17 protein-coding genes are annotated in these 20,911 nt (G+C 55.7%); 7 read left to right on the top strand and 10 right to left on the bottom strand.

All coding sequences use genetic code 11. From position 1 onward, the window contains the following. The first annotated feature begins 205 nt into the window (after positions 1–205). Positions 206–1,345 (top strand): GGDEF domain-containing protein, encoded by a 1,140-nt coding sequence (locus FHR99_RS01440; RefSeq protein WP_183408765.1) that lies wholly within the window; start codon positions 206–208, stop codon positions 1,343–1,345. Here FHR99_RS01440 and FHR99_RS01435 read toward each other — a convergent pair. The 4 genes from FHR99_RS01435 to FHR99_RS01420 form a co-directional block, all read right to left on the bottom strand. Continuing rightward, positions 1,342–1,908 (bottom strand): hypothetical protein, encoded by a 567-nt coding sequence (locus tag FHR99_RS01435; RefSeq protein WP_183408764.1) that lies wholly within the window; start codon positions 1,906–1,908, stop codon positions 1,342–1,344. The genes FHR99_RS01440 and FHR99_RS01435 overlap by 4 nt on opposite strands. Before the next feature lie 9 nt (positions 1,909–1,917). Further along, entirely contained in the window at positions 1,918–4,161 is a 2,244-nt protein-coding gene (locus FHR99_RS01430) for a xanthine dehydrogenase family protein molybdopterin-binding subunit (protein ID WP_183408763.1), read from the bottom strand. Further along, positions 4,158–4,631: a (2Fe-2S)-binding protein gene (locus FHR99_RS01425; protein ID WP_183408762.1), complete on the bottom strand. Its 474-nt coding sequence runs from the start codon at positions 4,629–4,631 to the stop codon at positions 4,158–4,160. The genes FHR99_RS01430 and FHR99_RS01425 overlap by 4 nt, the downstream gene beginning before the upstream one ends. 174 nt (positions 4,632–4,805) lie before the next feature. Further along, positions 4,806–5,579 carry an SDR family NAD(P)-dependent oxidoreductase gene (locus FHR99_RS01420; protein ID WP_183408761.1) on the bottom strand — a complete coding sequence of 258 codons (774 nt, stop codon included), beginning with the start codon at positions 5,577–5,579 and terminating at the stop codon, positions 4,806–4,808. A 206-nt stretch (positions 5,580–5,785) separates the two neighbouring features. Here FHR99_RS01420 and FHR99_RS01415 point away from each other — a divergent pair, with 206 nt between their 5' ends. Further along, a complete protein-coding gene (locus FHR99_RS01415; protein WP_183408760.1) occupies positions 5,786–6,781 on the top strand; it encodes an AraC family transcriptional regulator ligand-binding domain-containing protein in 996 nt (331 codons plus the stop codon). A 6-nt stretch (positions 6,782–6,787) separates the two neighbouring features. Here the strand turns inward: FHR99_RS01415 and FHR99_RS01410 are convergent, their stop codons facing one another. Then, entirely contained in the window at positions 6,788–7,534 is a 747-nt protein-coding gene (locus FHR99_RS01410; protein ID WP_183408759.1) for a class I SAM-dependent methyltransferase, read from the bottom strand. A gap of 173 nt (positions 7,535–7,707) precedes the next feature. Beyond that, positions 7,708–7,998, bottom strand: coding sequence for a hypothetical protein (locus FHR99_RS01405; RefSeq protein WP_183408758.1), 291 nt, complete (start codon positions 7,996–7,998; stop codon positions 7,708–7,710). A 114-nt stretch (positions 7,999–8,112) separates the two neighbouring features. On the opposite strand from FHR99_RS01405, the gene FHR99_RS01400 reads away from it, so the two are divergent. Next, positions 8,113–9,051 carry a LysR family transcriptional regulator gene (locus FHR99_RS01400; protein ID WP_183408757.1) on the top strand — a complete coding sequence of 313 codons (939 nt, stop codon included), beginning with the start codon at positions 8,113–8,115 and terminating at the stop codon, positions 9,049–9,051. A gap of 48 nt (positions 9,052–9,099) precedes the next feature. After that, positions 9,100–9,303: a hypothetical protein gene (locus tag FHR99_RS01395; RefSeq protein WP_183408756.1), complete on the top strand. Its 204-nt coding sequence runs from the start codon at positions 9,100–9,102 to the stop codon at positions 9,301–9,303. 33 nt (positions 9,304–9,336) lie between these two features. Here FHR99_RS01395 and FHR99_RS01390 read toward each other — a convergent pair whose 3' ends face one another. Genes FHR99_RS01390 through FHR99_RS01380 form a run of 3 tightly spaced genes read right to left on the bottom strand, consistent with a single transcriptional unit; the run spans position 9,337 to position 13,215 of the window. Further along, a complete protein-coding gene (locus FHR99_RS01390; protein WP_183408755.1) occupies positions 9,337–10,890 on the bottom strand; it encodes a long-chain-fatty-acid--CoA ligase in 1,554 nt (517 codons plus the stop codon). Between the two features lie 25 nt (positions 10,891–10,915). Then, a complete protein-coding gene (locus FHR99_RS01385; RefSeq protein WP_183408754.1) occupies positions 10,916–12,028 on the bottom strand; it encodes an acyl-CoA dehydrogenase family protein in 1,113 nt (370 codons plus the stop codon). 8 nt (positions 12,029–12,036) lie between these two features. Continuing rightward, positions 12,037–13,215: an acyl-CoA dehydrogenase family protein gene (locus FHR99_RS01380; protein ID WP_183408753.1), complete on the bottom strand. Its 1,179-nt coding sequence runs from the start codon at positions 13,213–13,215 to the stop codon at positions 12,037–12,039. Positions 13,216–13,440: 225 nt separating this feature from the next. On the opposite strand from FHR99_RS01380, the gene FHR99_RS01375 reads away from it, so the two are divergent. Then, complete coding sequence (locus FHR99_RS01375; RefSeq protein WP_183408752.1) at positions 13,441–15,438, top strand: DUF3604 domain-containing protein; 1,998 nt, start codon at positions 13,441–13,443, stop codon at positions 15,436–15,438. A gap of 101 nt (positions 15,439–15,539) precedes the next feature. Further along, a complete protein-coding gene (locus FHR99_RS01370) occupies positions 15,540–16,901 on the top strand; it encodes a cytochrome P450 (RefSeq protein WP_183408751.1) in 1,362 nt (453 codons plus the stop codon). 78 nt (positions 16,902–16,979) lie between these two features. On the opposite strand, the gene recA is transcribed toward FHR99_RS01370, so the two are convergent. Continuing rightward, positions 16,980–18,017 (bottom strand): recombinase RecA, encoded by a 1,038-nt coding sequence (gene recA, locus FHR99_RS01365; protein WP_183408750.1) that lies wholly within the window; start codon positions 18,015–18,017, stop codon positions 16,980–16,982. 205 nt (positions 18,018–18,222) lie between these two features. Here recA and mutS point away from each other — a divergent pair, with 205 nt between their 5' ends. Then, a complete protein-coding gene (gene mutS, locus FHR99_RS01360; protein WP_246386433.1) occupies positions 18,223–20,796 on the top strand; it encodes a DNA mismatch repair protein MutS in 2,574 nt (857 codons plus the stop codon). The last annotated feature ends 115 nt before the right edge of the window (positions 20,797–20,911 follow it).

Below are 20,911 nucleotides of genomic sequence, written 5' to 3'. Positions count from 1 at the left end.
GCAGCGCTCCTCCTAACAGCTTATTTACATCGTAGATCCCCGCCATTGCTGCGGCTTTTCACTACCGCACCTATCTTTCATCCAGAACCTGCAATGTGTTCAAAAAATAAGCTAGACTAGGCGTCTCCGAATGGTCAACAGCATCAAGGAATGAGCCAAAATGCCGGGAGGGATTCTTATAATAAAAAATCGACTCATCACATGGTTGACCCGCACAGCTGACAGCCTTCTGCCAAGCAGCCTGACTCGTAACAGCGACGAATATCTGCGCAGCTACCTGCTGCTCGCCTTACTCTTGCTGAATCTGACAACCTGCGTACTTACCGTACCGATCTACCTGCAGATAATAGGCTTGGAGAGCCCGGCAACACCGATAGCCGCCGCCACAACCCTCGCCTGCGCATCGCTGTATTTGCTTGCCTATTGGCTGTTGACCCGGCGAGGCCGCTTTCTGCTGTCTGCCAATATTACCTTTGCTACCCTGCTCGCCGTGAATCTGCTCGCCACCCAACTTACAGGGGGCTTTATCGAATCGCCGGTGCCGCAGTTAACCCTGTTTACGCCCATTTTCGCTCTCGTATTGTTCGGTATGCGGCTGGGGCTATTCTGGCTCATGATTACGGTTGGGCTTTGCCTGCTCTCAGTCGTGCTGTCGGCTGAGGGTCAATTCGCAACGCAAATGATTCCCGACCAACGTGACCGGGATGTGCTCAAGGTTATCTTCTTTTTTGCGCTGATTTTTATGGGCACCACCGCGCTGATCTTCCACGAACTGATGTACCAGAACCTCCAGAACAAACTTAAGCAAGAGCGCGACAGCTACGTCTATCAAGCCAGTCACGATATGCTGACCGGCCTGCCCAATCGCTTTCAGTTTTTTGAGTATTTCGAGCGTTCTCTGGCCCTTGCAGAACGCAAGAACCACTCGCTGGCTTTGGGTTATATCGATCTCGATGGTTTCAAGCCGATCAATGACACCTACGGTCACCATGCGGGTGATTTGATTCTGGAGACCATCGCCAGCCGTCTGGGCCGAATCATTCGCACTGGCGATATGATTGCCCGTTTTGGCGGCGATGAATTCGCACTGCTCATTCCACTTGTCGACGATAGGGAATCGGTAGAAACGGTTGTTCAGCGAATCGTCGAGGCAGTTGCGCACCCGCTTGAAGAAGGTGACATGAAATTGCAGGTAACCTGCAGCGTAGGGATCGCTCTTTATCCCTACGATGCCGAAGATGTGGATGATCTTTGCCAGAAAGCCGATCTGGCCCTGTATCGGGCCAAGGAAGAAAAGAACAGCTACAGCTTTTTTGAAAAAAGCCTGAAACCGGTCAGCGGTTAGTTTTCCGGACAGGGGCCGCCAGCATCGGCCCACGCTATAAAATCAACCATAAAGCTGTCATGGCTGGGCGACGGAGTATCCCTATCACCACCGGGCTCCCAACCCCACAGTACCAGTGCGTCCTTTTCTACATGCGTGACCAAGTCTTCCAGAGACTTGCCACCATTCTTGCTGGTATCCTTAAGGGTCAAGCACAAATCACGCCGATTTAAACCTTCCCAGCCCATGCTGAGTGGCGCCAGATGCCAGTGCGGTGCGCCCGGCATTTTGCCGTCGGCGACGTTTGTATCCTGATGACAGGCACCGCACTTCAGGGTCGGCGCACCAAAACCATCCTCACCGCGAATCACTCGCTGGGCATGTCGGAATCGCTCGTAACTAACGGCACCACTAACAGGGTCAACAATCTTGCGTGACTGAGTCGGGTACTCGGTCAGGGTATGACAGTTTAAACAGCGCGGATGCTGTAATACCTCGGCGATGGGATCGAAGGGATGCGGCGTTTGGGCCTGCACCATAGAAACTGCCAGAGCCACGCCTGCAAATACGGTTTTACGGATCATGACAACTCCTTATTCAAAAACCAGTGAGGCATGGCGGTTAAGAGGCAGCGAGGTATACAGGGTCTCCGTGGCCGCATAGATCGCGTTGGCCAACGCCGGCCCCACACAGGGAACCCCAAGCTCACCCACCCCGCCGGGCGAATGATCCGACGGAAGCACACGCGTCTCCATCGCCGGTGACTGATACATGCGCAGTACCGGGTAATCGTGGAAGTTACTCTGCTTCACCTCCCCGTTTTCCAGTTCGATTTCGCCGAAAAGAATGGAAGACAGCGCAAAGACAATGCCCGACTCGATCTGAGCCTCAACAAGATCCGGGTTGACCGCTGTGCCGCAATCAACCGCGCTATACACTTTTCGAATGCTGACTTTATGCTTGCCTTCGCCCTGCTTTTCCACGTCGGCTTCAATCAACTGAGCAATGACACTTTCATAGGACGCGAAGACCGCCACACCGCGAAACAGGGAATCGTTCGTCTCCGGCGTCCAATTGGCCATTTCGGCTACGGCGTTCAGCACCGCCAGATGACGCGGTTTTTCCTGCAGCAATTCACGGCGCAAAGAAAGCGGATGCCGGCCGGCTTGCTTGGCCAGATGATCAAAAAAAGTTTCGACGGCATACACGTTGGTAGCATTGGCCACCGAGCGCACCCACAAGGTAGGAACGCCATTGCTTATGGCATGGGTGTCAACGTAAACATCGGGAATGGCATAAGGCATTTCCTTGGCGCCCTGACTGGTTTGTACCTCTTCGGTCACCTGGCCCAACGCCGTTTCCACAATCGGGTTAACCAGCAGGGTCTGGCTGGCAACGCGATGAGACCAGGACGCGATACCGCCGGCACCATCCAGCGACGCGCTCAAACGGCAGGCTGTGTAGGGACGGTAGTAACCCCCGCGGATATCGTCCTCTCGCGTCCAGACAACCTTCAGGGGTTGACCCACAACGCGGGCCACATGGGCCGCTTCCTGAATATAATCAAAGCCCAGACAGGCCCGGCGACCAAAGCCACCTCCCGACAGAAGATTGTTGAATTTAACGGCTGCAGGCGGCAAACCCAGCACCGTCGCCGCCACCAACTGATCCATATCCGGCCACTGACTGCCGCACCAGATTTCGCATTCGCTGCCCCGGTAGTCGATGGTGACATTGAGAGGTTCCATCGGCGCGTGGGCCAGATAGGGAAAGTGATAGTCTTCCGTGATATCGCCGCTCGGTAATCCCGGCAAGCGAAGTGCATCATTGCGAACCGGTACCCCGGGCAGGCTGTTGCGGGTATCAAACTGGTCTTTCAGATCTGCCGTGGAAAGCTCCTCGCCACCAATCCATTCGGTGGTAATCAGTTTACGGGCCTGCTCGGCACTCCAGTAATCATCAGCTACCACCGCAAGCCCCGACGGAATTGGGTGTACACCGCGAAATCCGTCAACGTCAACTGCATCTCCGACCTTGTGACCAATGAGCTGAGCACCAAAACGCGGCGCCCGGATCACCATTACGGTGACCATATTCGGAATCTTGAAATCAAAACCATAGTCCAGCGAACCATCGGATTTTTCAGCCGCATCGAGGCGCTGTTTGCGCTGGCCAATCAAGCGAAACTCGCTCGGGTCTTTCAATGGCGGCGATAATGGCGGTAGCTTTTCGGCGGCGGCAGCCGCCAGCGAACCGTAACTCAGGCGCGAACGGGACGCGGTGTGGATCACAAAGCTGTTACGGGTGGTCAGGCTTTCAACGGGAACATTCAATTGATCGGAAGCCGCTTCCAGCAGCATCTGACGAACCGCGGCGCCAGCGCGACGCTGGGAATCGTAATAACCCCGCACTGTGGTGCTAGCTGCAGTAATCTGCAAACCCGCTTGATCCAGATCGCCCAAGCCGCCTTCGCTCTGCCAGAAGGGGTTGCCATAGGTAATAGCAGAGGCCTCTGACTGTTCCCAGCTGACCCGCTCCCAATCCGCATCCAATTCTTCGGCGACGATCATCGGCACGGCGGTCATGGTGCCCTGCCCGATCTCTGCCGCGCCCACAATAACCGTCACAAAGTTATCGGCACTGATACGGATAAAGGCATTAGGTGTCCAGCGCTCGGCATTGGGGTCCGCAGCAGGCGTCTCGTCATTACGCCGCGCCGAAGAAGCCGGAGTCGGTCGCGAGCTGCTGTCGGAATCCCATTTACAGGCCACCAACATGCCGCCCCCGGCAATCGCAGTGGCACGCAGAAAATCTCGGCGCAGAAGAGTCTTCTTCATGCGAAACCTCCCGCCGCCAGTTCGTGCACCGCCTTGCGGATTCTTGGGTACATACCACAGCGGCAAATATTGCCCGACAAGGCTTCATCGATATTTTGATCTGTCGGCTTGGGTATGGCGCGCAACAGGGCCACTACCGCCATAATCTGGCCTGACTGGCAATAGCCACACTGAGGCACATTCAGGCTCTTCCAGGCACGTTGTACGCGAGCGCCCAATTCAGTTTCGCTAAGGGCCTCAATCGTGGTTACGCGCTTGCCTTCAACGGCCTTGACCGGGGTAACGCAGGCGCGGGTGGGCTGGCCATCCACATGCACGGTACAAGCGCCGCAGAGCGCTCGGCCGCAACCATATTTGGAACCGGTAAGGTCAAGTTCGTCACGCAACACCCAAAGCAATGGTTTTTCGGGACTTACAACGGTCTGTTCGACGCGATCATTAACCGTAAAAACGACGGTTTCCTTGGTCATGGCTTCCCCACTTCCGTACCCAGCCAATGGGTATCTCTAATCTGAAATTATCATTCTGGCGCATGCTAGCCGGCGGGCGTGAATGTTGCCAGCCGTTACATCACAATTCCAGATACGGTCTTGAAGGGTTTTTAGATGAGCACCGGCGCGAATGCGCCGGTGCGGAGGGCTAGATCAGCGAGGTTGCATGCGGATACCGCCATCCAGACGGATGCATTCGGCGTTCATGTACTCGTTTTCCGCAATCATAACGGACAGGTGGGCAATTTCTTCCGGACGTCCCAGACGCTTGGGGTTAACCACGCTGCTCTCAAGCGACTTGTAAGCCTCTTCAGGAATCATTTCAAACAGCGGCGTGTGAATCAGGCCGGGCACAATGGTATTTACGCGAATACCGTAGGACGCCAGATCGCGCGCCATAGGCACGGTCATACCGACAACACCACCCTTGGACGAGCTGTAAGCCACTTGGCCGACCTGCCCTTCATAGGCTGCAACGGAAGCGGTATTGATAATCACACCGCGAGCGTTGGCGCCGTCATAAGGCTCATTCTTGGCGATCTGCTCAGCGGCCAGACGGGCTACGTTAAAAGTACCGATCAGATTGACTTCGATAACCTGCTTGTAGGAATCCAGCGGGAAGGGTCCATTTTTGCTCAGGGTTTTAACAGCGTTACCGATACCTGCGTAGTTATTGCAGATATGGATGGCGCCCCAGCTCTGCATAACACCGTCGATGGCTGCCTGAACCGAGGCCTCGTCGGCCACGTTAACCTTGTAAAAGCTGACGTTTTCCTTGCCCAGTTCAGCGATGATGTTGTTGGCACGCTCTTCGTTAAGGTCGAAAATCGCGACCTTCGCGCCCTTAGCTACGTAGGCGCGCACCGTCGCCTCACCGAGACCGGAAGCGCCACCGGTCACCACCGCAATCTTGCCTGAAATATCCATAAACTTACCCTCTATCAATCAATTATCAAGGTCTGAGCATCCAGTTTACCCGGCGGCATTGTGCTCCGCTGAGCCTATAACTGGCAGTAAATTACGCTGCCATAGCTTGTCGCCCACCGCAAAGTCTAACAATGACGGCGAGTGACATAAGATTGATATTTTGTTACAACTTTCCGCCTAAGGGGAAAGGCCTATCCAGGATGAATGTGAACAGTCGCACCATTTCGATTAGCTTCGTGCGCGCGATGCTCGAGAAATTCGAGGCCACTGGTCACAGCCGGGAATCCCTGCTCCAATCAGTGGGTATTGCGCCGAGCGCTCTCCATCAGAACAAAGCCCGCATTGCGCCCGCCCAGTTTTCACAACTTGCCCGTCTCGCGATGAAATGGTCTGAAGATGAGGCGGTTGGTCACTACCCACAACATGTACCACTGGGCTCCTACCGGGTGCTGGCGGAATATGTCAGCGGAGGCGGCGACCTGCGTGAAGCGCTTAAGCGTCAAATACGCTTTGATCGACTGATTAACAGCGGTTTCTCAGTGAAACTCGTCTGCGAGGGGCGCATAGCCCGCTACCAGATTCACTCACCCGAGCCCTTGCGCCCCTGGGTCGTCGAGCAGCATCTGATGCTGACACACCGACTTATGAGCTGGCTGGTCGGGACGCCGCTGCCTCTGCAGGCGGTGCATTGCCAACACCCGGCGCCAACCTACCGCGATGAATACCACTACCTGTTTTTCAGCCCTACCCGTTTTGAGCAGCCACTGACAGAACTGGTCTTTGAAGAGCGACTGTTGGACCTGCCGATCATTAAAAGTCGCGAGGAACTCGATGCTCTGATCCGGCAGCTGCCCTATAACCTGCTGTTCATGCCAACGCACCAGAAGAGTTACACCGAACGCATCCGCCGCTACATTCGCAACAGCCTGCCGAAATCCCCAAGTTATGAACAAATCGCCCACTCCCTCGGGCTGACGCCGCAAACTCTGCGCCGCCGACTGCGCGACGAAGGCTGTGACTTTCGCCAGATCCGCAACGAGCTGCTGCGCGACACCGCCATTAACCTGCTGGAACAGACTGACAACAGCGTTCAGGAAATCGCTTATTCACTGGGCTTTTCAGAACCAAGCGCCTTTATCCGTTCGTTCAAGAACTGGACCGGGATTCCGCCCAACAACTACCGCCGCCAGCACGAGACCTAGAAAAGTTCAGCCGGGCTTTCGCCTAACCAGCACTGTCAGAGGCCATTCCACATTGCGCTCCCGCGTCTCCCAAGCCGCGATAAGTGCCGGCTCAATCTGGCTGACTGGGTCAATGCCATTGTGCTTTTGATATTGCTTTACGCCGGACCAGGTGCGCAGGTAACCGAGCATATGTGCAGCACTCCACCGCGCCTTCAGGCCATGCCCCGTCCCTGTCTCCGAAACCACCGTATAGGGTAAGGGAATATCGGCGTAGCCGTTTTCAACGTGCTTGCGCTCCGCATCCCAATAGCCTTGCAAGACCTCGTAGTACAGGTGGTGAACCAACGCATCAATTTCCGGGCTGACCGTCAGCAGGTTATAGGTGACCGCCACCAGCAAACCGTCAGGTTTCAGTACCCGCTCGACTTCCTTGAAAAAAGCATCGAAATCAAACCAGTGCAGTGCCTGGGCAATCAGAACGAGGTCGCAGCTTTGCGCGAATAAGGGCATCTGCTCAGCCCGCGCCGCGGCGTAACTGACCCTAGGGTGGTGATTGGCCTGCGCAACCTGCGACGCGCTCAGATCTGTGGCAATAACCTGCTCAAAACCTTCCGCCAGCAAAACGCTGGCCTGACCCGTGCCACAACCACAATCCCAGGCCAAATGTCGGGCCTTCGACAAGGCAGCCAATTCTTTAAATAAACTGATGTCATAGCGTGGACGGAACTGCTGGTAGGCATCTGATGCCTGAGAAAACCGGTCTTTACTCATCTCCGTTCCCTGTCTGACTTTATTATGAAGATACGACAGAGACTCAGCGGCCGCCATCAGCCGAGGTAATAGCCGTTATTCCAAAAGCCCCGACACACAACGCCAACCGACGGGCAAAAAAAACCCCGCTTGCGCGGGGTGTCCCATAAAAGGGGTGCCTGGATGGCAGCGGATCAGCTCTGACGGCTCAGCGAGATGATCTCACCAGTTTTGGTGTTCAGCTCACACACCGCGTTGAATGAATCACCGTTCTCAGGGAAGACCTGCAGGCGAACGGACTTGGCAGAACGCGGCCCGGAAACACCCTTGAACTTCACGCGAGCAGGTTCGGCATTGTTAAATTGGTCCAGCGCGCCGGCTTTGCAGATGCTCGCCATATCGTTCACCGAGGTTCCGGCGAAGGTCGGGCTGCTCAGCAGCAGTGCGGTAGTGATAGAAGCGGTCAGTTTTGTCAGTGTGTTCATGTCCCAGTCCTCATTGGCCTTGAATTTCATGGCGCTTGTGTTTGCCACGGAGAGCACGTTACTATGTGCACACAAACACATGAATAGCCGTTTTGGCAGAAGTGGTGTGCACTCATGCAGAACCTGGATTGGAACGATATTCAATACTGCCTCGCCGTAGTACGCGAGGGCTCAGTCACCGCCGCCGCTCGAGCGCTGGATGTCAATCACACCACCGTGTCGCGGCGTATTACCGCGCTAGAGAAACAGCTGAACGTCAGATTATTTGATCGTTCGACGGCAGGCTGGCTGATCACCCCCGTGGGCGAGCAAGTGCTGAAATCAGCGGAGGCCATCGCTGACGAGGTCAATACCATTCAGCGTCAGGTACTGGCTGACAGCCAAGAGCTCAGCGGCACACTCAAGGTCACCGCCGTAGACCTCACCATTCAACGGGTATTGCAACCGGCGCTAAAAGCCTTCTGTGAGAAGTACCCGGACATCACTATTGAGCTGATCTCTTCTGAAGACCCTTTCAATCTCTCGGTGCACGAAGCGGATATCGCGTTTCGGGTCACCAATGACCCACCGCCGAATGTGCTTGGCAAAAAAATCGCGGATTTTGCCTACGGCATCTACGGAACACAGGAAGTTGCCGAGCGATTACAGAATGGTGATCGCAGCGTCGGCACTATCATGTGGCTGTCAGACCAACGACGCCCCGCGCCGCAGTGGAAGGAAATGAGTTTCCCCGATCTGCCCGTACGTTTTCGGGTGAACTCGCTGAATGTCACTTACGATCTGGTACGCAATGGCCACGGGATTGCACAACTGCCAACCGGTCTGGGCGAGATGGATCCGTTGTTAACACGCATCCCATGCGAACATGTCGATAACCCGATGGGCTTCTGGGTGCTGTCACATATCGATTTGCGCACCACGGCGCGCATCCGTATATTTCGGGACTTTATGCTGGAAGCGATTGAACCGCGGATTCCTGCATTGGAAGGCCGTGTTTCAGCGCGTGAGCTGCTGAACAACGAGGCCTACAGCGAGTATTTGGTGAAAGAATAGGTCGCTGCGGCATTGGCCAAACAATAATGATAAGTACAGGGAAAACAGATGCCCTTGGGATACCAGTGCCAGGATTGCAGCTATCAGGGACACAAATTCAGGCAGGGGCGTTGCCCCGCCTGCGGCTCGGCAAATGTCGCCAATCGCGGCGACGCCAGCGATGAGAAAAAACGCGGCCCACTCAGCCTGATCCTTTGCATAGCGCTGTGGGTTTATCTAGCCATTGAGATTGGCCGCCGTTTTATTGCCTGAACGCTTCGATTGGCTTCGGTCAGCCAGCCTGACTCAAGCCGAAGCTTTCATCCTATCCTTGAATTGTTCTCGAAGATCTTTTTTCAAGAGCTTGCCCGTGGGGTTTCGCGGTAAGGCATCGACGTAAGCTAGCTGCCGGGGAATCTTGTAGCCCGCCAGTTTATCGCGACAAAACTCAATCAGCTCGTCGGCGCTCAGTTCGGGATTTCCGCCGCTGACCAAAACCGCAAAGGGCACTTCGCCCCACTTTTCATCTGCAATGCCGATCACCGCAGCATCCTGAATCGCAGGGTGTGACATCAGCACATTTTCCAGTTCGGCGGGGTAAATATTTTCACCGCCGGAAATGATCATGTCCTTCACCCGATCCTGAATGAAAATATAGCCCTCGTCGTCCATACGACCGGCATCGCCGGTGCGCAGCCAACCGTCAACAATGGCGCTGGCTGTGGCATCTTCCCGTTTCCAGTATCCCTGCATCAACTGCGGACCGCGGGCGACGATTTCGCCAATTTCACCGTTGGGCAAGGTATTGCCCTTGTCGTCGACTACGCGGATTTCGGTGCCAAATACTGCACGGCCACAGGAGCGCAGCAGGTGGGGTTTGTCGTTCAGGGCGGCGCGGTGGTCTTCGGCAGAAAGAAAACTCAATGCGAGGGTAGCTTCAGTTTGTCCATAGCCTTGCACAAAATCGCAACCGAAAATCTCCATACACTGGCGTAGCAGATCCTCTGCTATCGGTGACGCGCCATATGTCACGGTATGCAAGTGGGAAAAATCTCTCTCGGCAATATCCGGCACACAGATAATGGAGAACTGCAGCATGACCGGAATGACGGCCACGCTGTTAATTTGCTCCTGCTCTAACGCATCAATCATGCCGACCGGATCGTATTCCCGCTGAATGATCACGCTGCTGCCATAGACCATAACCAGCAAGGCACCGACCAAACCGACTGCATGAAAAGTGGGGGCTACCAGCAGCGATTTTTCACCGGTACGCATGCCCTTACCGTGAGACATGGGCGCTTGGTAAGTCATCAGCAGGACGTTGCGATGACTGATTAGTACACCTTTAGGCAGCCCCGTTGTACCACTGGTGTACATCTGGAACAGGATGTCATCACCACCAGCGCGAGATTCCGTAATCGGCACGCCCTGCTGGAGCCACTCTGAAAACCGTTGCGCTGGCTCTGAACTGTCGTAGCAAACGGAGGGGCGAGACTGCAGAAACTTGCCTCGCAGCCCGGCAAACTCTGCGTCAAAAAACAGGATGCAAAGCTCAGCATCCTCCGCGATAAACTCCACCTCCGGTTGCGTCAGGCGATAGTTCAAGCCAACAGCGACCGCACCCAGTCTGGCGCAGGCGAGAAAGGTACACAGATTGTCGACGGAATTTTTAGCGAGAATACCAACCCGATCGCCAGCCTTGATGCCGGACGCTTCCATCGCGCCAGCAATGGCGTCTACATGTCGTTTGGCCTGTGCGTAGCTGAGTGATTGCTCGGCGTCTCTGGCCATTAACAGATCGCCTCGTATCAAGGCGTGATAATCCAAGTGATCCGTCAAACTGTGAAACAATTGCATACCCTATCCTCTTTGTGATTATTAATCAGGCGGCGTAGCGTGCGTTGCAGTATCTCCGGCGATGGAAATCCGCATCACCGAAGGTGACATCTATCATCATCAGGCGCTTTAAATAGTGCCCGATGTTCATTTCGTGGGTAACCCCCATGCCGCCATGCAGCTGCACGGCCTCCTCTGCGACCTGCCGGCCATAGCGCCCAACCATGGCCTTCAGTGCAGAAATATCTTCAGTCACGGTCTCGCTATTATCCGAGACAGAGCACAGCGCACACACCAGCAGCGAGCGGCATTGCTCTGTCAGCATAAACATGTCCACCATGCGATGTTGCAATGCCTGAAACTTGCCAATGGGCTGCCCGAACTGCTTCCGGGTTTTGCTGTACTCAACAGTGGCCTGATAAAGATAGTCCATGGCGCCTACGGCTTCAGCGCAGAGTGCCACAGTGGCCTCATCCACCACCTGTTGCAGTAATTGCAAACCCGCTTCCTGCAGGCAATGTTCCGCTGTCAGCTGGCAATCGGTCAGCGTGACGTTCATCGCGTCGCGCCCATCCATCAGTTTCAAAGTCTGCAGAGTCACACCGGGGTTATCCGCCGGCACGGCAAACAGACCGACCTGATCCCCTTGCTTCGCCGATACGATCAGCAGGTTTGCTGCTGCATTGCTGACCAGCACTTTCTCGCCGTTTAGCAGCCAACCACCATCCTGACGCTTCGCTTCAGTTTCACAATGTTCCAGGCTGCTGCGACTTTGCCGCTCCTGCCAGGCCAGCGCACCTTGCAGTTCACCGGCAATCAGGGGCTCCAGGTATTGCTCGGCCATGGAGGCATTGCCAGAACGCGCCAGCACTTGGCCGCACAAAAGCACCGTATCTACAAAGGGCTCCAACACCAGACCTCGACCGAAGGCTTCCATAACAATCGCCGATTCAACGATGCCGCCACCGATACCGCCCTGTTCCTCACTGAAGGGGATGCTGAGCCAGCCGAGCTCGGCAAAGGTCTGCCAGTGATCGGCGCTAAATGCGGCCGGGGCATGCAATAATTTTTCCCGCTGGGTGGGGCTATATTCGCTGGCGACAAATTTTTCCAGACTGTCTTTCAGCAGTTGCTGTTCTTCGCTCAATGAAAAATCCATACGCCCCCCTACAGTCCCAGTCCAAACTTGGCGATGATGTTGCGCTGCACTTCATTACTGCCGCCGTAGATCGTGGTGGCGCGGCCAAACATATATTCGCGCCGCGCCTGATCGCCGTAGGCATGACCGCTGACGTTCTGATGATCGTCGCCGGGCAACACCCCGCCGTAGGCCGCCGCGAGATTCCAGTACAGGGTTTGCACTGCCTGCTGACAATCGGAGCCCTTGAGTTTGAGCAAAGACGACTCCATGCCGGGAGCACCCCCCTTATCCACCGCGTTCAGCACACGCAGTTCGAGGTATTCCAGCGAGGTGACTTCCATCTCCACGTCCGCTAGCCGGGCTTGGAAATCCGGGTCGTCGATCAACCTGCCACCGCCCTGCCTTTCGTTCGCCGCATAGTCGCGAATACGCTGCAAGGTACGTTTACAGTAGCCAACCCCTGAAAGCGCTGTGCGTTCATAGGTCAAAAGCGCCTTGGCGTAGGTCCAGCCCTCATTTTCTTCACCAATGCGATTGGCTACCGGCACGCGCACATCACTGAAGCTGACTTCATTGAGGTGGTGCTCATCATCAATCGAGATAATCGGCGAAACGGTGATGCCCGGTGAAGTCATATCGATCAGCAGGAAGCTGATCCCAGCCTGAGGCTTGCCCTCGGTATTGGTGCGCACCAGACAGAACATCCAGTCGGCATACTGGGCGTAGGTGGTCCAGATCTTGGTGCCGTTAATGATGTAATCATCACCGTCGCGCACGGCACGCGTCTGCAAGGCGGCCAGATCCGAACCAGCGCCCGGCTCGGAATAGCCCTGACACCACCAAATGTCGGAGGCTTTGGTGGCGGGCAAAAATCGCGCTTTCTGCTCCTCATTCCCAAAGCTATACAATACCGGCCCGACCATTTTGATTCCCATGGGAACAACGTCCGGGGCGCCGGCCAGCGCCATCTCATTGCTATAAATGCTGCGTTTAGTTGCGCTCCAGCCACAGCCACCATGCTCTACTGGCCAGCCATTGGCGGCCCAGCCTTTGGCATCCAGTTTTTTCTGCCACTCAATCATCGCCTCGCGGAAGCTATCGGGATGACGAATACGCGCCGCGAGCTCGTCGGTGAACTCATTGGTCATGAACTCGCGAACTTCCTGCTGGAATACCCTTTCCTCGGGAGTAAATTTGGCGTGCATGCCCTACCCTCGTTCTTATCGTAAAAGCCTAGCTTGGCGCGCTACCGATAGCCGGACAATGACTGGCCATGACATCCAATTGACAGTTTCTTACAGATTCTTGGTAGATCACGACAGGCCCTGCCCCGAGATGACAGGAAAGCACGCCGCTACCAGGCCGCCCCAGCGAGACTATACTGGGTGATGACCATTGGGCTTTCCAAACTCCATGCCTCAAGGACTGTCATGATCTCCGCCAAAACCATCATACGCCACGCAGTGTTGACCACGAGTCTTGTGCTCACCAGTCTCTGGGTAAACGCCAAATCACCTTGTGATGACTACAGTGAGGACCGTCGACCACTGTTTGGGGATCTTCACGTACATACCAGCTATTCCTTTGACTCTTATATCTCCAGTCAACGCAACGACCCCTGGGTTGCCTATCAGTTTGGCAAAGGCGAGGCCATTACCCTGCCCGATGCCGACGGCAGACAGGAGGTTACGGCGCAGTTACGCCGACCGCTGGATTTTATGGCGGTCACTGATCACGCTGAATTTCTCGGCCCCATCAATATCTGCACTCAAGATGCCGGGAAGTTGGGCTACTGGTTCCCCGCCTGTATTGCCACGCGTAGCTCCAACTTCATTCTTCAATTACTGGCCGCCGATTACTGGGTAAGTCTCGGAGTCGCCGGAACCAGCAATGAAAAAGAACGCAGCTTCGCCTGCACCCTATCGGATTGCGATGAGGCAGCCAAAAGCGCCTGGCAGGACATTCAGCAGGCAACCGCGGATCACTACGAGGAATGCCGTTTTACGACCTTTGTCGGCTACGAATACACGGACGCGCCTGACTTTAAAAACCTCCATCGCAACGTTATTTTTCGCAATGACAAGGTTACCGACCTACCCATCTCGGCCTACGATACCGGCTCCTACAACTTCCCCAAATTGTGGACTCTGCTTCGGGAGCAGTGTCTGGAGGGCAAACCCGACTGCGATGTCATGTCCATTCCCCACAACCCCAACCTCTCCGGAGGGCTGATGTTTCCCGACCCGAAAACGCCGCAAGAAGCCGCAGACCGGTTGCTGTTTGAGCCCGTTATCGAGCTGGTTCAACACAAAGGGGCCTCCGAGTGCCGCTTTGACCGACTGGCGGGCCGTGGAATCGCCACCGAAGACGAGGCCTGCGACTTTGAGCAGATCAAAAATGACAGTCTGGCCATGCTTGGCAGTGTCGCCGGCGAAGTTCGAACGCTTGACGCCGCGCCGGTCGAAATAGAATCCTTTGGTCGCCGCAATATGATCCGCAATGTTTTAAAAGACGGCACCCTGCTCGAGCAGAAAAGTGGTCTGAACCCGTTCAAGATGGGATTTATCGGTTCGACCGACACCCACAGTGCGATGCCGGGCGCCGCGGAGGAAAACAACTATCCCGGCCACCTTGGCCGACGAGATGCTGGTTACCGAAATATTCAAGATCATTTCTTCTCGAACGCAGGTGGCCTGGCGGTCGTTTGGGCAAAAGAAAATACCCGCGATGCGGTTTTTGATGCTATCCGTCGCAAGGAAACTTACGCCACCAGTGGCACGCGGCCTACTCTGCGCTTTTTTGGTGGCTCCAGCCTGAATGCGGCTCTTTGCGACGACCCCGATATGATTCAAAAAGCCTACGACAACGCCACTCCCATGGGCGGTGATCTCACCGTAACGGCGAACGAAACACCCCACTTTCTGGTCGCTGCCAGCAAGGATCCGGGAACGCCAAATTTTCCCGGAAACGATTTGCAGAGAGCTCAAATCATTAAAGGCTGGACGGACGATTCCGGCAAGACACACGAACGCATCTATAACGTCGCAGGGTCCGACACCGGCGCCTCGGTGAATCCGGAATCCTGTAAACCGGAAGGCACCGGCTACGCCACACTGTGTGCGGTGTGGAAAGATCCGGACTTCGATCCCGCGCACAATGCTTTCTACTATGTACGCGTACTGGAAACCCCCAGCTGCCGATGGTCTACCCTGCAATGCAAAGCCGCGGGAGTAGATCCCTTCAGCGAAGACTGTGCTGCGCAGGCTACGGTAGCAACACAAGCGGCGCTGGACGACGGCGCGTGGGGGGATGATGTCTACGGTAAATGCTGCCTGAACCCTGAAGAAGAGCCATTTTATTCCCCTGTTATTCAGGAACGTGCATGGAGTTCGCCCATCTGGTATTCAGCCTCTCATAAAAAGCCATAAGGGCTTTGCCAACATTACCAAGCCGCCATGAACCCGACTTGCGGAAGGTGTAGTCTTTCTATTCTCTTCAGCCATTATAAAAATCAGGCATTGGAGCACCTATGACCAGCAGCACCGCCACACCCGACTACACGCAAGCGCCCAACAACCGCAAACTCGGACACATCCCCGGAGAGAAAGGCTGGCCCGTGGTGGGCTGCCTGCCGCGCCTTCGAACCGACCCCTTTGGTCTGGCCAAGCACCACTGGGACAAATACGGCCCGGTATCGCGGATCAACATGGGGCCGCAGCCCGGCGTGATGGCGCTGGGGCCAGATCTTGCACAAACCCTGTTTCTGGACAGCGACCGGAACTTCTCTACCAAGATGGGTTACGACTACGCGCTGAGAACCTTTTACGGTGACAACCTTTTGTGTCTTGATTTTGACGAACACAAATTCCAACGCCGTATCATGCAGACCAGTTTCAAAACGGCGGCGATGCGCAGTTACGTGGATACCATGAACCCGATTCTCGACAAGGGCATGGATCAATGGGCGTTCGATGATAACTTCCGTTTTTACGACAATATCAAAGAATTGCTGCTGCGCATGACCTGCAAGGTCTTCTATGGCGTGGAGCCTGAAGATGAAGGTTCGGATGAACTGGCCAAGGCCTTTATCGATATTCTCGATGCACAGATGGGTATTGTGCGACTGGATGTGCCCGGCACCAAATTCCATGTGGGTAAAAATGGACAACGCTTCCTGCGCAAATATATCACTAATCTGATTCCCATCCGCCGCGCTGGCAATGGTACCGATATGCTCAGCCATATGTGCAAGGAAACCAAACCGGACGGCAGTTACTTTACCGATGAAGAAATTGTCGACCACGCCAGCTTTCTGCTGTTTGCGGCCCACGACACCACAACCAGCACCCTGACCCACATGATGTACTACCTGGCGACCCAGCCAGAGTGGCAAGAGCGTTTACGTGTCGAAGGCGAACAGATTGGCCGCGACTATCTGGAATACGAGGATCTTTCTTCCGTAGTAGAGTTGGATGCGAGTTTTCAGGAAGCCCAGCGACTCCACCCGTCCGTTACCGTCTTGGTGCGCCGCAATATTCGCGACTGTGAACTCGGGGGACATCACATCCCCGCTCACACGCTGATTTTCCAATATCCAATTTTCACCAACCGCATGGAGCAATACTGGACTGATCCCCACCGTTTTGATCCAGAGCGTTTCTTCCCGGAGCGCAATGAACAGAAAGGCCACGCCTTTTGTCATATGCCCTTCGGCGGTGGCGCCCACAAATGTATTGGTATGCACTTTGGTGCGATGCAGTCGAAACTGTTTACCCATCAGTTTCTGCGTAAATTCCAGATCAGCCTGCCCAAGGGCTACCAGGCGGGCTTTACTTACCTGCCCATGCCCAAAGAAAAGAATGGCCTGCCGCTGGTGGTCAAACGCCGCTGAGCTCCGCAACAAACAGACACAAAAAAGGGCGCCATCGGCGCCCTGAAGGATGCGGTCTCATAAGAGACCTGTCGAGAATCAGGCTTCTTCCTCTTCCTTGGCGGCTTCGCCGTTTTCCGCCGGCTTGGCAGAAGGAAGCAACTGGTCGCGGATGGCCGCTTCAATTTCGCTGGCAATTTCCGGGTTTTCTTTCAGGTAGTTGGCCGCGTTGGCCTTACCCTGTCCGATCTTGTCGCCATTGTAGGCATACCAGGCACCGGATTTGTCAATCAAGCCCTGCTGTACGCCGAGGTCAATAACCTCACCCATACGGTAAATGCCCTGACCGTACATAATCTGGAATTCCGCCTGCTTAAAGGGCGGAGCCACCTTGTTCTTGACGACTTTGACGCGGGTTTCGTTACCTACCACTTCGTCGCCCTGTTTCACGGCACCGATGCGGCGGATATCCAAGCGCACGGACGAGTAGAATTTCAAGGCATTACCGCCCGTGGTGGTTTCAGGGTTGCCGAACATCACACCGATCTTCATACGAATCTGGTTGATAAAGATCACGGTACAGTTGGATTTGTTGATGGTACCGGTCAGCTTACGCAGGGCCTGACTCATCAGACGGGCTTGCAGACCGACGTGGCTGTCACCCATTTCACCTTCGATTTCCGCTTTGGGGGTTAAGGCCGCCACGGAGTCGATAACGACCAGATCCACCGCACTGGAGCGCACCAGCGTTTCGGCAATTTCCAGCGCCTGTTCACCGGTGTCCGGCTGTGACATCAGCAGGTTATCCAGATCAACACCCAGTTTCTCCGCATAGCTGGGGTCAAACGCGTGTTCCGCATCGATAAAGGCGCAGACGCCGCCTTTTTTCTGGCTTTCGGCGATCGCGTGCAGGGTCAGCGTCGTCTTACCACTGGATTCCGGACCGTAGATTTCAATAATCTTGCGGCGTGGCAAGCCGCCCACACCCAGTGCAATATCCAGTGCCAGCGATCCGGTACTGATAACCGGCACCGCAACACGCTCCTGCTCGCCCATGCGCATGATCGAACCTTTGCCGAACTGGCGCTCGATTTGCGACAGCGCTGCACTCAGCGCCTTCTGCTTGTTATCATCCATAGCTGACCCCGTTGATTTCGCATACAGTGAATTAACTGTATATATAATCAGTATAACAAGGGGCAGTGTCAACCGTTGTCAGCAACTTTTTTTATCGCCCCTCCGCAGGCCGCGCTGTTGCCGCGTTTGTGGAGGCCGCACTTTGCTGCCGGCCGGGCTCCACCTTACAATCGCCACCTTTACTATGCAGGGCAAACGAGAATCAATGAGCGCCACCGCCAAACTTGAACAGCACACCCCCATGATGCAGCAGTACCTGAAAATCAAGGCGGAGCACCCCCGCGAACTGGTTTTCTACCGCATGGGCGATTTCTACGAGCTGTTCTACGACGATGCCAAAAAAGCGGCTGAGCTGCTCGACATTACCCTCACCGCCCGGGGCAAATCGGGTGGCGAGCCGATTCCCATGTGCGGCGTGCCCTATCATGCCGCCGAATCCTATCTGGGACGCCTGGTGCGCAAGGGTCAATCGATAGCGATTGCTGAGCAAATCGGCGATCCCGCCACCAGCAAGGGCCCCGTCGAACGTCAGGTTGTACGGGTTGTCACCCCCGGCACGGTCAGTGATGAAGCCCTGCTGGAAGAGCGCCGCGACAACCTGCTAGTGGCCTTGCATCAGCACGAGAATACCTACGGTATCGCCAGTCTGGATATTTCCAGCGGTCGTTTCGTGGTGCTGGAAGCCGAGGGCGACGATGCCCTGCTCGCGGAAATCCAGCGCCTGAATCCGGTCGAGCTGCTGGTCAACGAAGCCCTGAGCCTCAGCGACACCCTTCAGAATCGCCCCGGTTTTCGCCGCTGCCCGCCTTGGGAGTTTGAACTGGAAACAGCCCAGCGCCTGCTAAACCAGCAATTTGGCACCAAGGATCTGCAGGGTTTCGGCTGCAGTGAGTTGACCACTGCACTGGGCGCGGCTGGCTGCCTGCTGCAATACGCCAAGGAAACCCAACGCACCGATCTGCCTCATATTCGCAGTATCCAGCACGAAAACCGCAGCGACAGTGTCGCCATCGATGCCGCCACCCGCCGCAATCTGGAACTGGATATCAACCTCAACGGCGGTGAGGACAACACGCTTTACTCCGTGCTCGGCACCACCCGCACCAGCATGGGCGGACGATTGCTGCGGCGTTGGTTGCACCGCCCGCTGCGCGACCTGCATGTACTGCAGGGTCGCCAGCAGAGCATCGCCGATCTGATGAGCGATTTTCGCTTTGACACGGCGCGCGACGAGTTGAAGCAGATAGGTGATATGGAACGCATTCTGGCGCGGGTTGCACTGCGCTCGGCCAGACCTCGCGACCTGACCCGGCTGTACCGCTCGCTGACAGCCGTGCCATCGCTTGTTTGCCAGCTTCGCCCCATCGAAAACCCACACCTTCAGCAGTTGGCGGATAATCTGGGGGAATTCCCGGAGCTGACTGATCTCCTTAACCGGGCGCTGGTGGAAAACCCGCCCATGGTCATTCGCGATGGCGGCGTGATCGCCGAGGGCTTTGACAGTGAACTGGACGAGCTGCGCAATATCAGCAGCAACGCCGGCGATTTTCTGGTGCAACTGGAAACCCGTGAACGCGAGCGCACCGGGCTCAGCACCCTCAAAGTGGGCTACAACCGGGTACACGGTTACTACATCGAGATCAGTCGCGCACAGGCCGGGGAAGCGCCGGTCGAATACACTCGTCGCCAGACCCTGAAAAATGCCGAGCGCTTTATCACACCCGAACTCAAGGAGTTTGAAGACAAGGCACTGAGCAGTAAGAGCCGTGCATTGGCGCGAGAGAAATGGCTCTACGAAAACCTGCTGGATACTCTCAACCAATCCCTGCTGCAACTGCAAACCTGCGCCGAAGCCGTGGCTGAACTGGACGTATTGGCTTGTCTGGCCGAACGCGCTACCGCACTGGACTTTTGCCAGCCCGAATTGCTGACGGAAGGCGAATTACATATCGACGGTGGTCGCCACCCTGTGGTCGAATCCGTGCTCGACAGCCCGTTTATCGCCAACGACACCCGCTTTAACGAACAGCGCCGTATGCTGGTAATCACCGGCCCGAACATGGGCGGTAAATCGACCTATATGCGCCAGACCGCTCTGATTACCCTGCTCGCTCATATCGGCAGTTTTGTGCCAGCCCGCTCGGCGCGCATTCCCTTGGTCGACCAGATTTTCACCCGTATCGGTTCGTCCGATGATCTGGCCGGCGGCCGCTCGACCTTTATGGTCGAAATGACGGAAACCGCCAATATTCTTAACAATGCCACCGAGAAAAGTCTGGTGTTGATGGACGAAATCGGCCGCGGTACCAGCACCTTCGACGGCTTGTCATTGGCCTGGGCCTGTGCGGTACGGCTGGTCGAAGAAGTCCGTGCCTGCACCTTATTTGCGACCCATTATTTTGAACTGACCGCCCTTCCCGAGCAGTATCCGGAAGCGGTAAACGTGCATTTGGACGCCACCGAGCACGAGGATCACATCGTATTTCTGCATGCGGTGCAGGAAGGCCCGGCCAACCAAAGCTATGGCCTACAGGTGGCCAAACTGGCGGGAATTCCGCCGGCGGTGATCCAAAATGCCCGGCGCAAGCTGGCTAGCCTAGAACAGCAGGTTGCCCCTGCCCCGGTGAACGGCCACGCACCGGCGCAACCGGATCTTTTTGCGGCTCCGGCGGAACCCAACCCGGTGCTCGAAGCCCTGTTGGATCTGGACCCTGACGATCTGTCGCCACGGCAGGCGCTGGAAGCCCTCTACCGTCTGAAATCACTGGAACAAGGTTAAGTCACAAAAGCTGACCCGTTTTGTTACCGATTGTTCGCTTTTCGGTGGTACCCATTTCTTTTTGAGGTGGTAGAATAGCCGCCTTTAAACACCCGTGGTCGCTTTCAGGCCGGGC

It is taken from the genome of Litorivivens lipolytica (genome assembly GCF_014191715.1).
Lineage (GTDB): Bacteria > Pseudomonadota > Gammaproteobacteria > Pseudomonadales > Spongiibacteraceae > Litorivivens > Litorivivens lipolytica.
This window is presented reverse-complemented; position numbering and strand designations above follow the sequence as displayed.

Coding starts and splice junctions, on each gene's coding strand:
- FHR99_RS01435 (WP_183408764.1), bottom strand. CDS start 1,908: ATGATCCGTAAAACCGTATTTGCAGGCGTGGCTCTGGCAGTTTCTATG.
- FHR99_RS01430 (WP_183408763.1), bottom strand. CDS start 4,161: ATGAAGAAGACTCTTCTGCGCCGAGATTTTCTGCGTGCCACTGCGATT.
- FHR99_RS01425 (WP_183408762.1), bottom strand. CDS start 4,631: ATGACCAAGGAAACCGTCGTTTTTACGGTTAATGATCGCGTCGAACAG.
- FHR99_RS01420 (WP_183408761.1), bottom strand. CDS start 5,579: ATGGATATTTCAGGCAAGATTGCGGTGGTGACCGGTGGCGCTTCCGGT.
- FHR99_RS01410 (WP_183408759.1), bottom strand. CDS start 7,534: ATGAGTAAAGACCGGTTTTCTCAGGCATCAGATGCCTACCAGCAGTTC.
- FHR99_RS01405 (WP_183408758.1), bottom strand. CDS start 7,998: ATGAACACACTGACAAAACTGACCGCTTCTATCACTACCGCACTGCTG.
- FHR99_RS01400 (WP_183408757.1), top strand. CDS start 8,113: ATGCAGAACCTGGATTGGAACGATATTCAATACTGCCTCGCCGTAGTA.
- FHR99_RS01395 (WP_183408756.1), top strand. CDS start 9,100: ATGCCCTTGGGATACCAGTGCCAGGATTGCAGCTATCAGGGACACAAA.
- FHR99_RS01390 (WP_183408755.1), bottom strand. CDS start 10,890: ATGCAATTGTTTCACAGTTTGACGGATCACTTGGATTATCACGCCTTG.
- FHR99_RS01385 (WP_183408754.1), bottom strand. CDS start 12,028: ATGGATTTTTCATTGAGCGAAGAACAGCAACTGCTGAAAGACAGTCTG.
- FHR99_RS01380 (WP_183408753.1), bottom strand. CDS start 13,215: ATGCACGCCAAATTTACTCCCGAGGAAAGGGTATTCCAGCAGGAAGTT.
- FHR99_RS01375 (WP_183408752.1), top strand. CDS start 13,441: ATGATCTCCGCCAAAACCATCATACGCCACGCAGTGTTGACCACGAGT.
- FHR99_RS01370 (WP_183408751.1), top strand. CDS start 15,540: ATGACCAGCAGCACCGCCACACCCGACTACACGCAAGCGCCCAACAAC.
- recA (WP_183408750.1), bottom strand. CDS start 18,017: ATGGATGATAACAAGCAGAAGGCGCTGAGTGCAGCGCTGTCGCAAATC.
- mutS (WP_246386433.1), top strand. CDS start 18,223: ATGAGCGCCACCGCCAAACTTGAACAGCACACCCCCATGATGCAGCAG.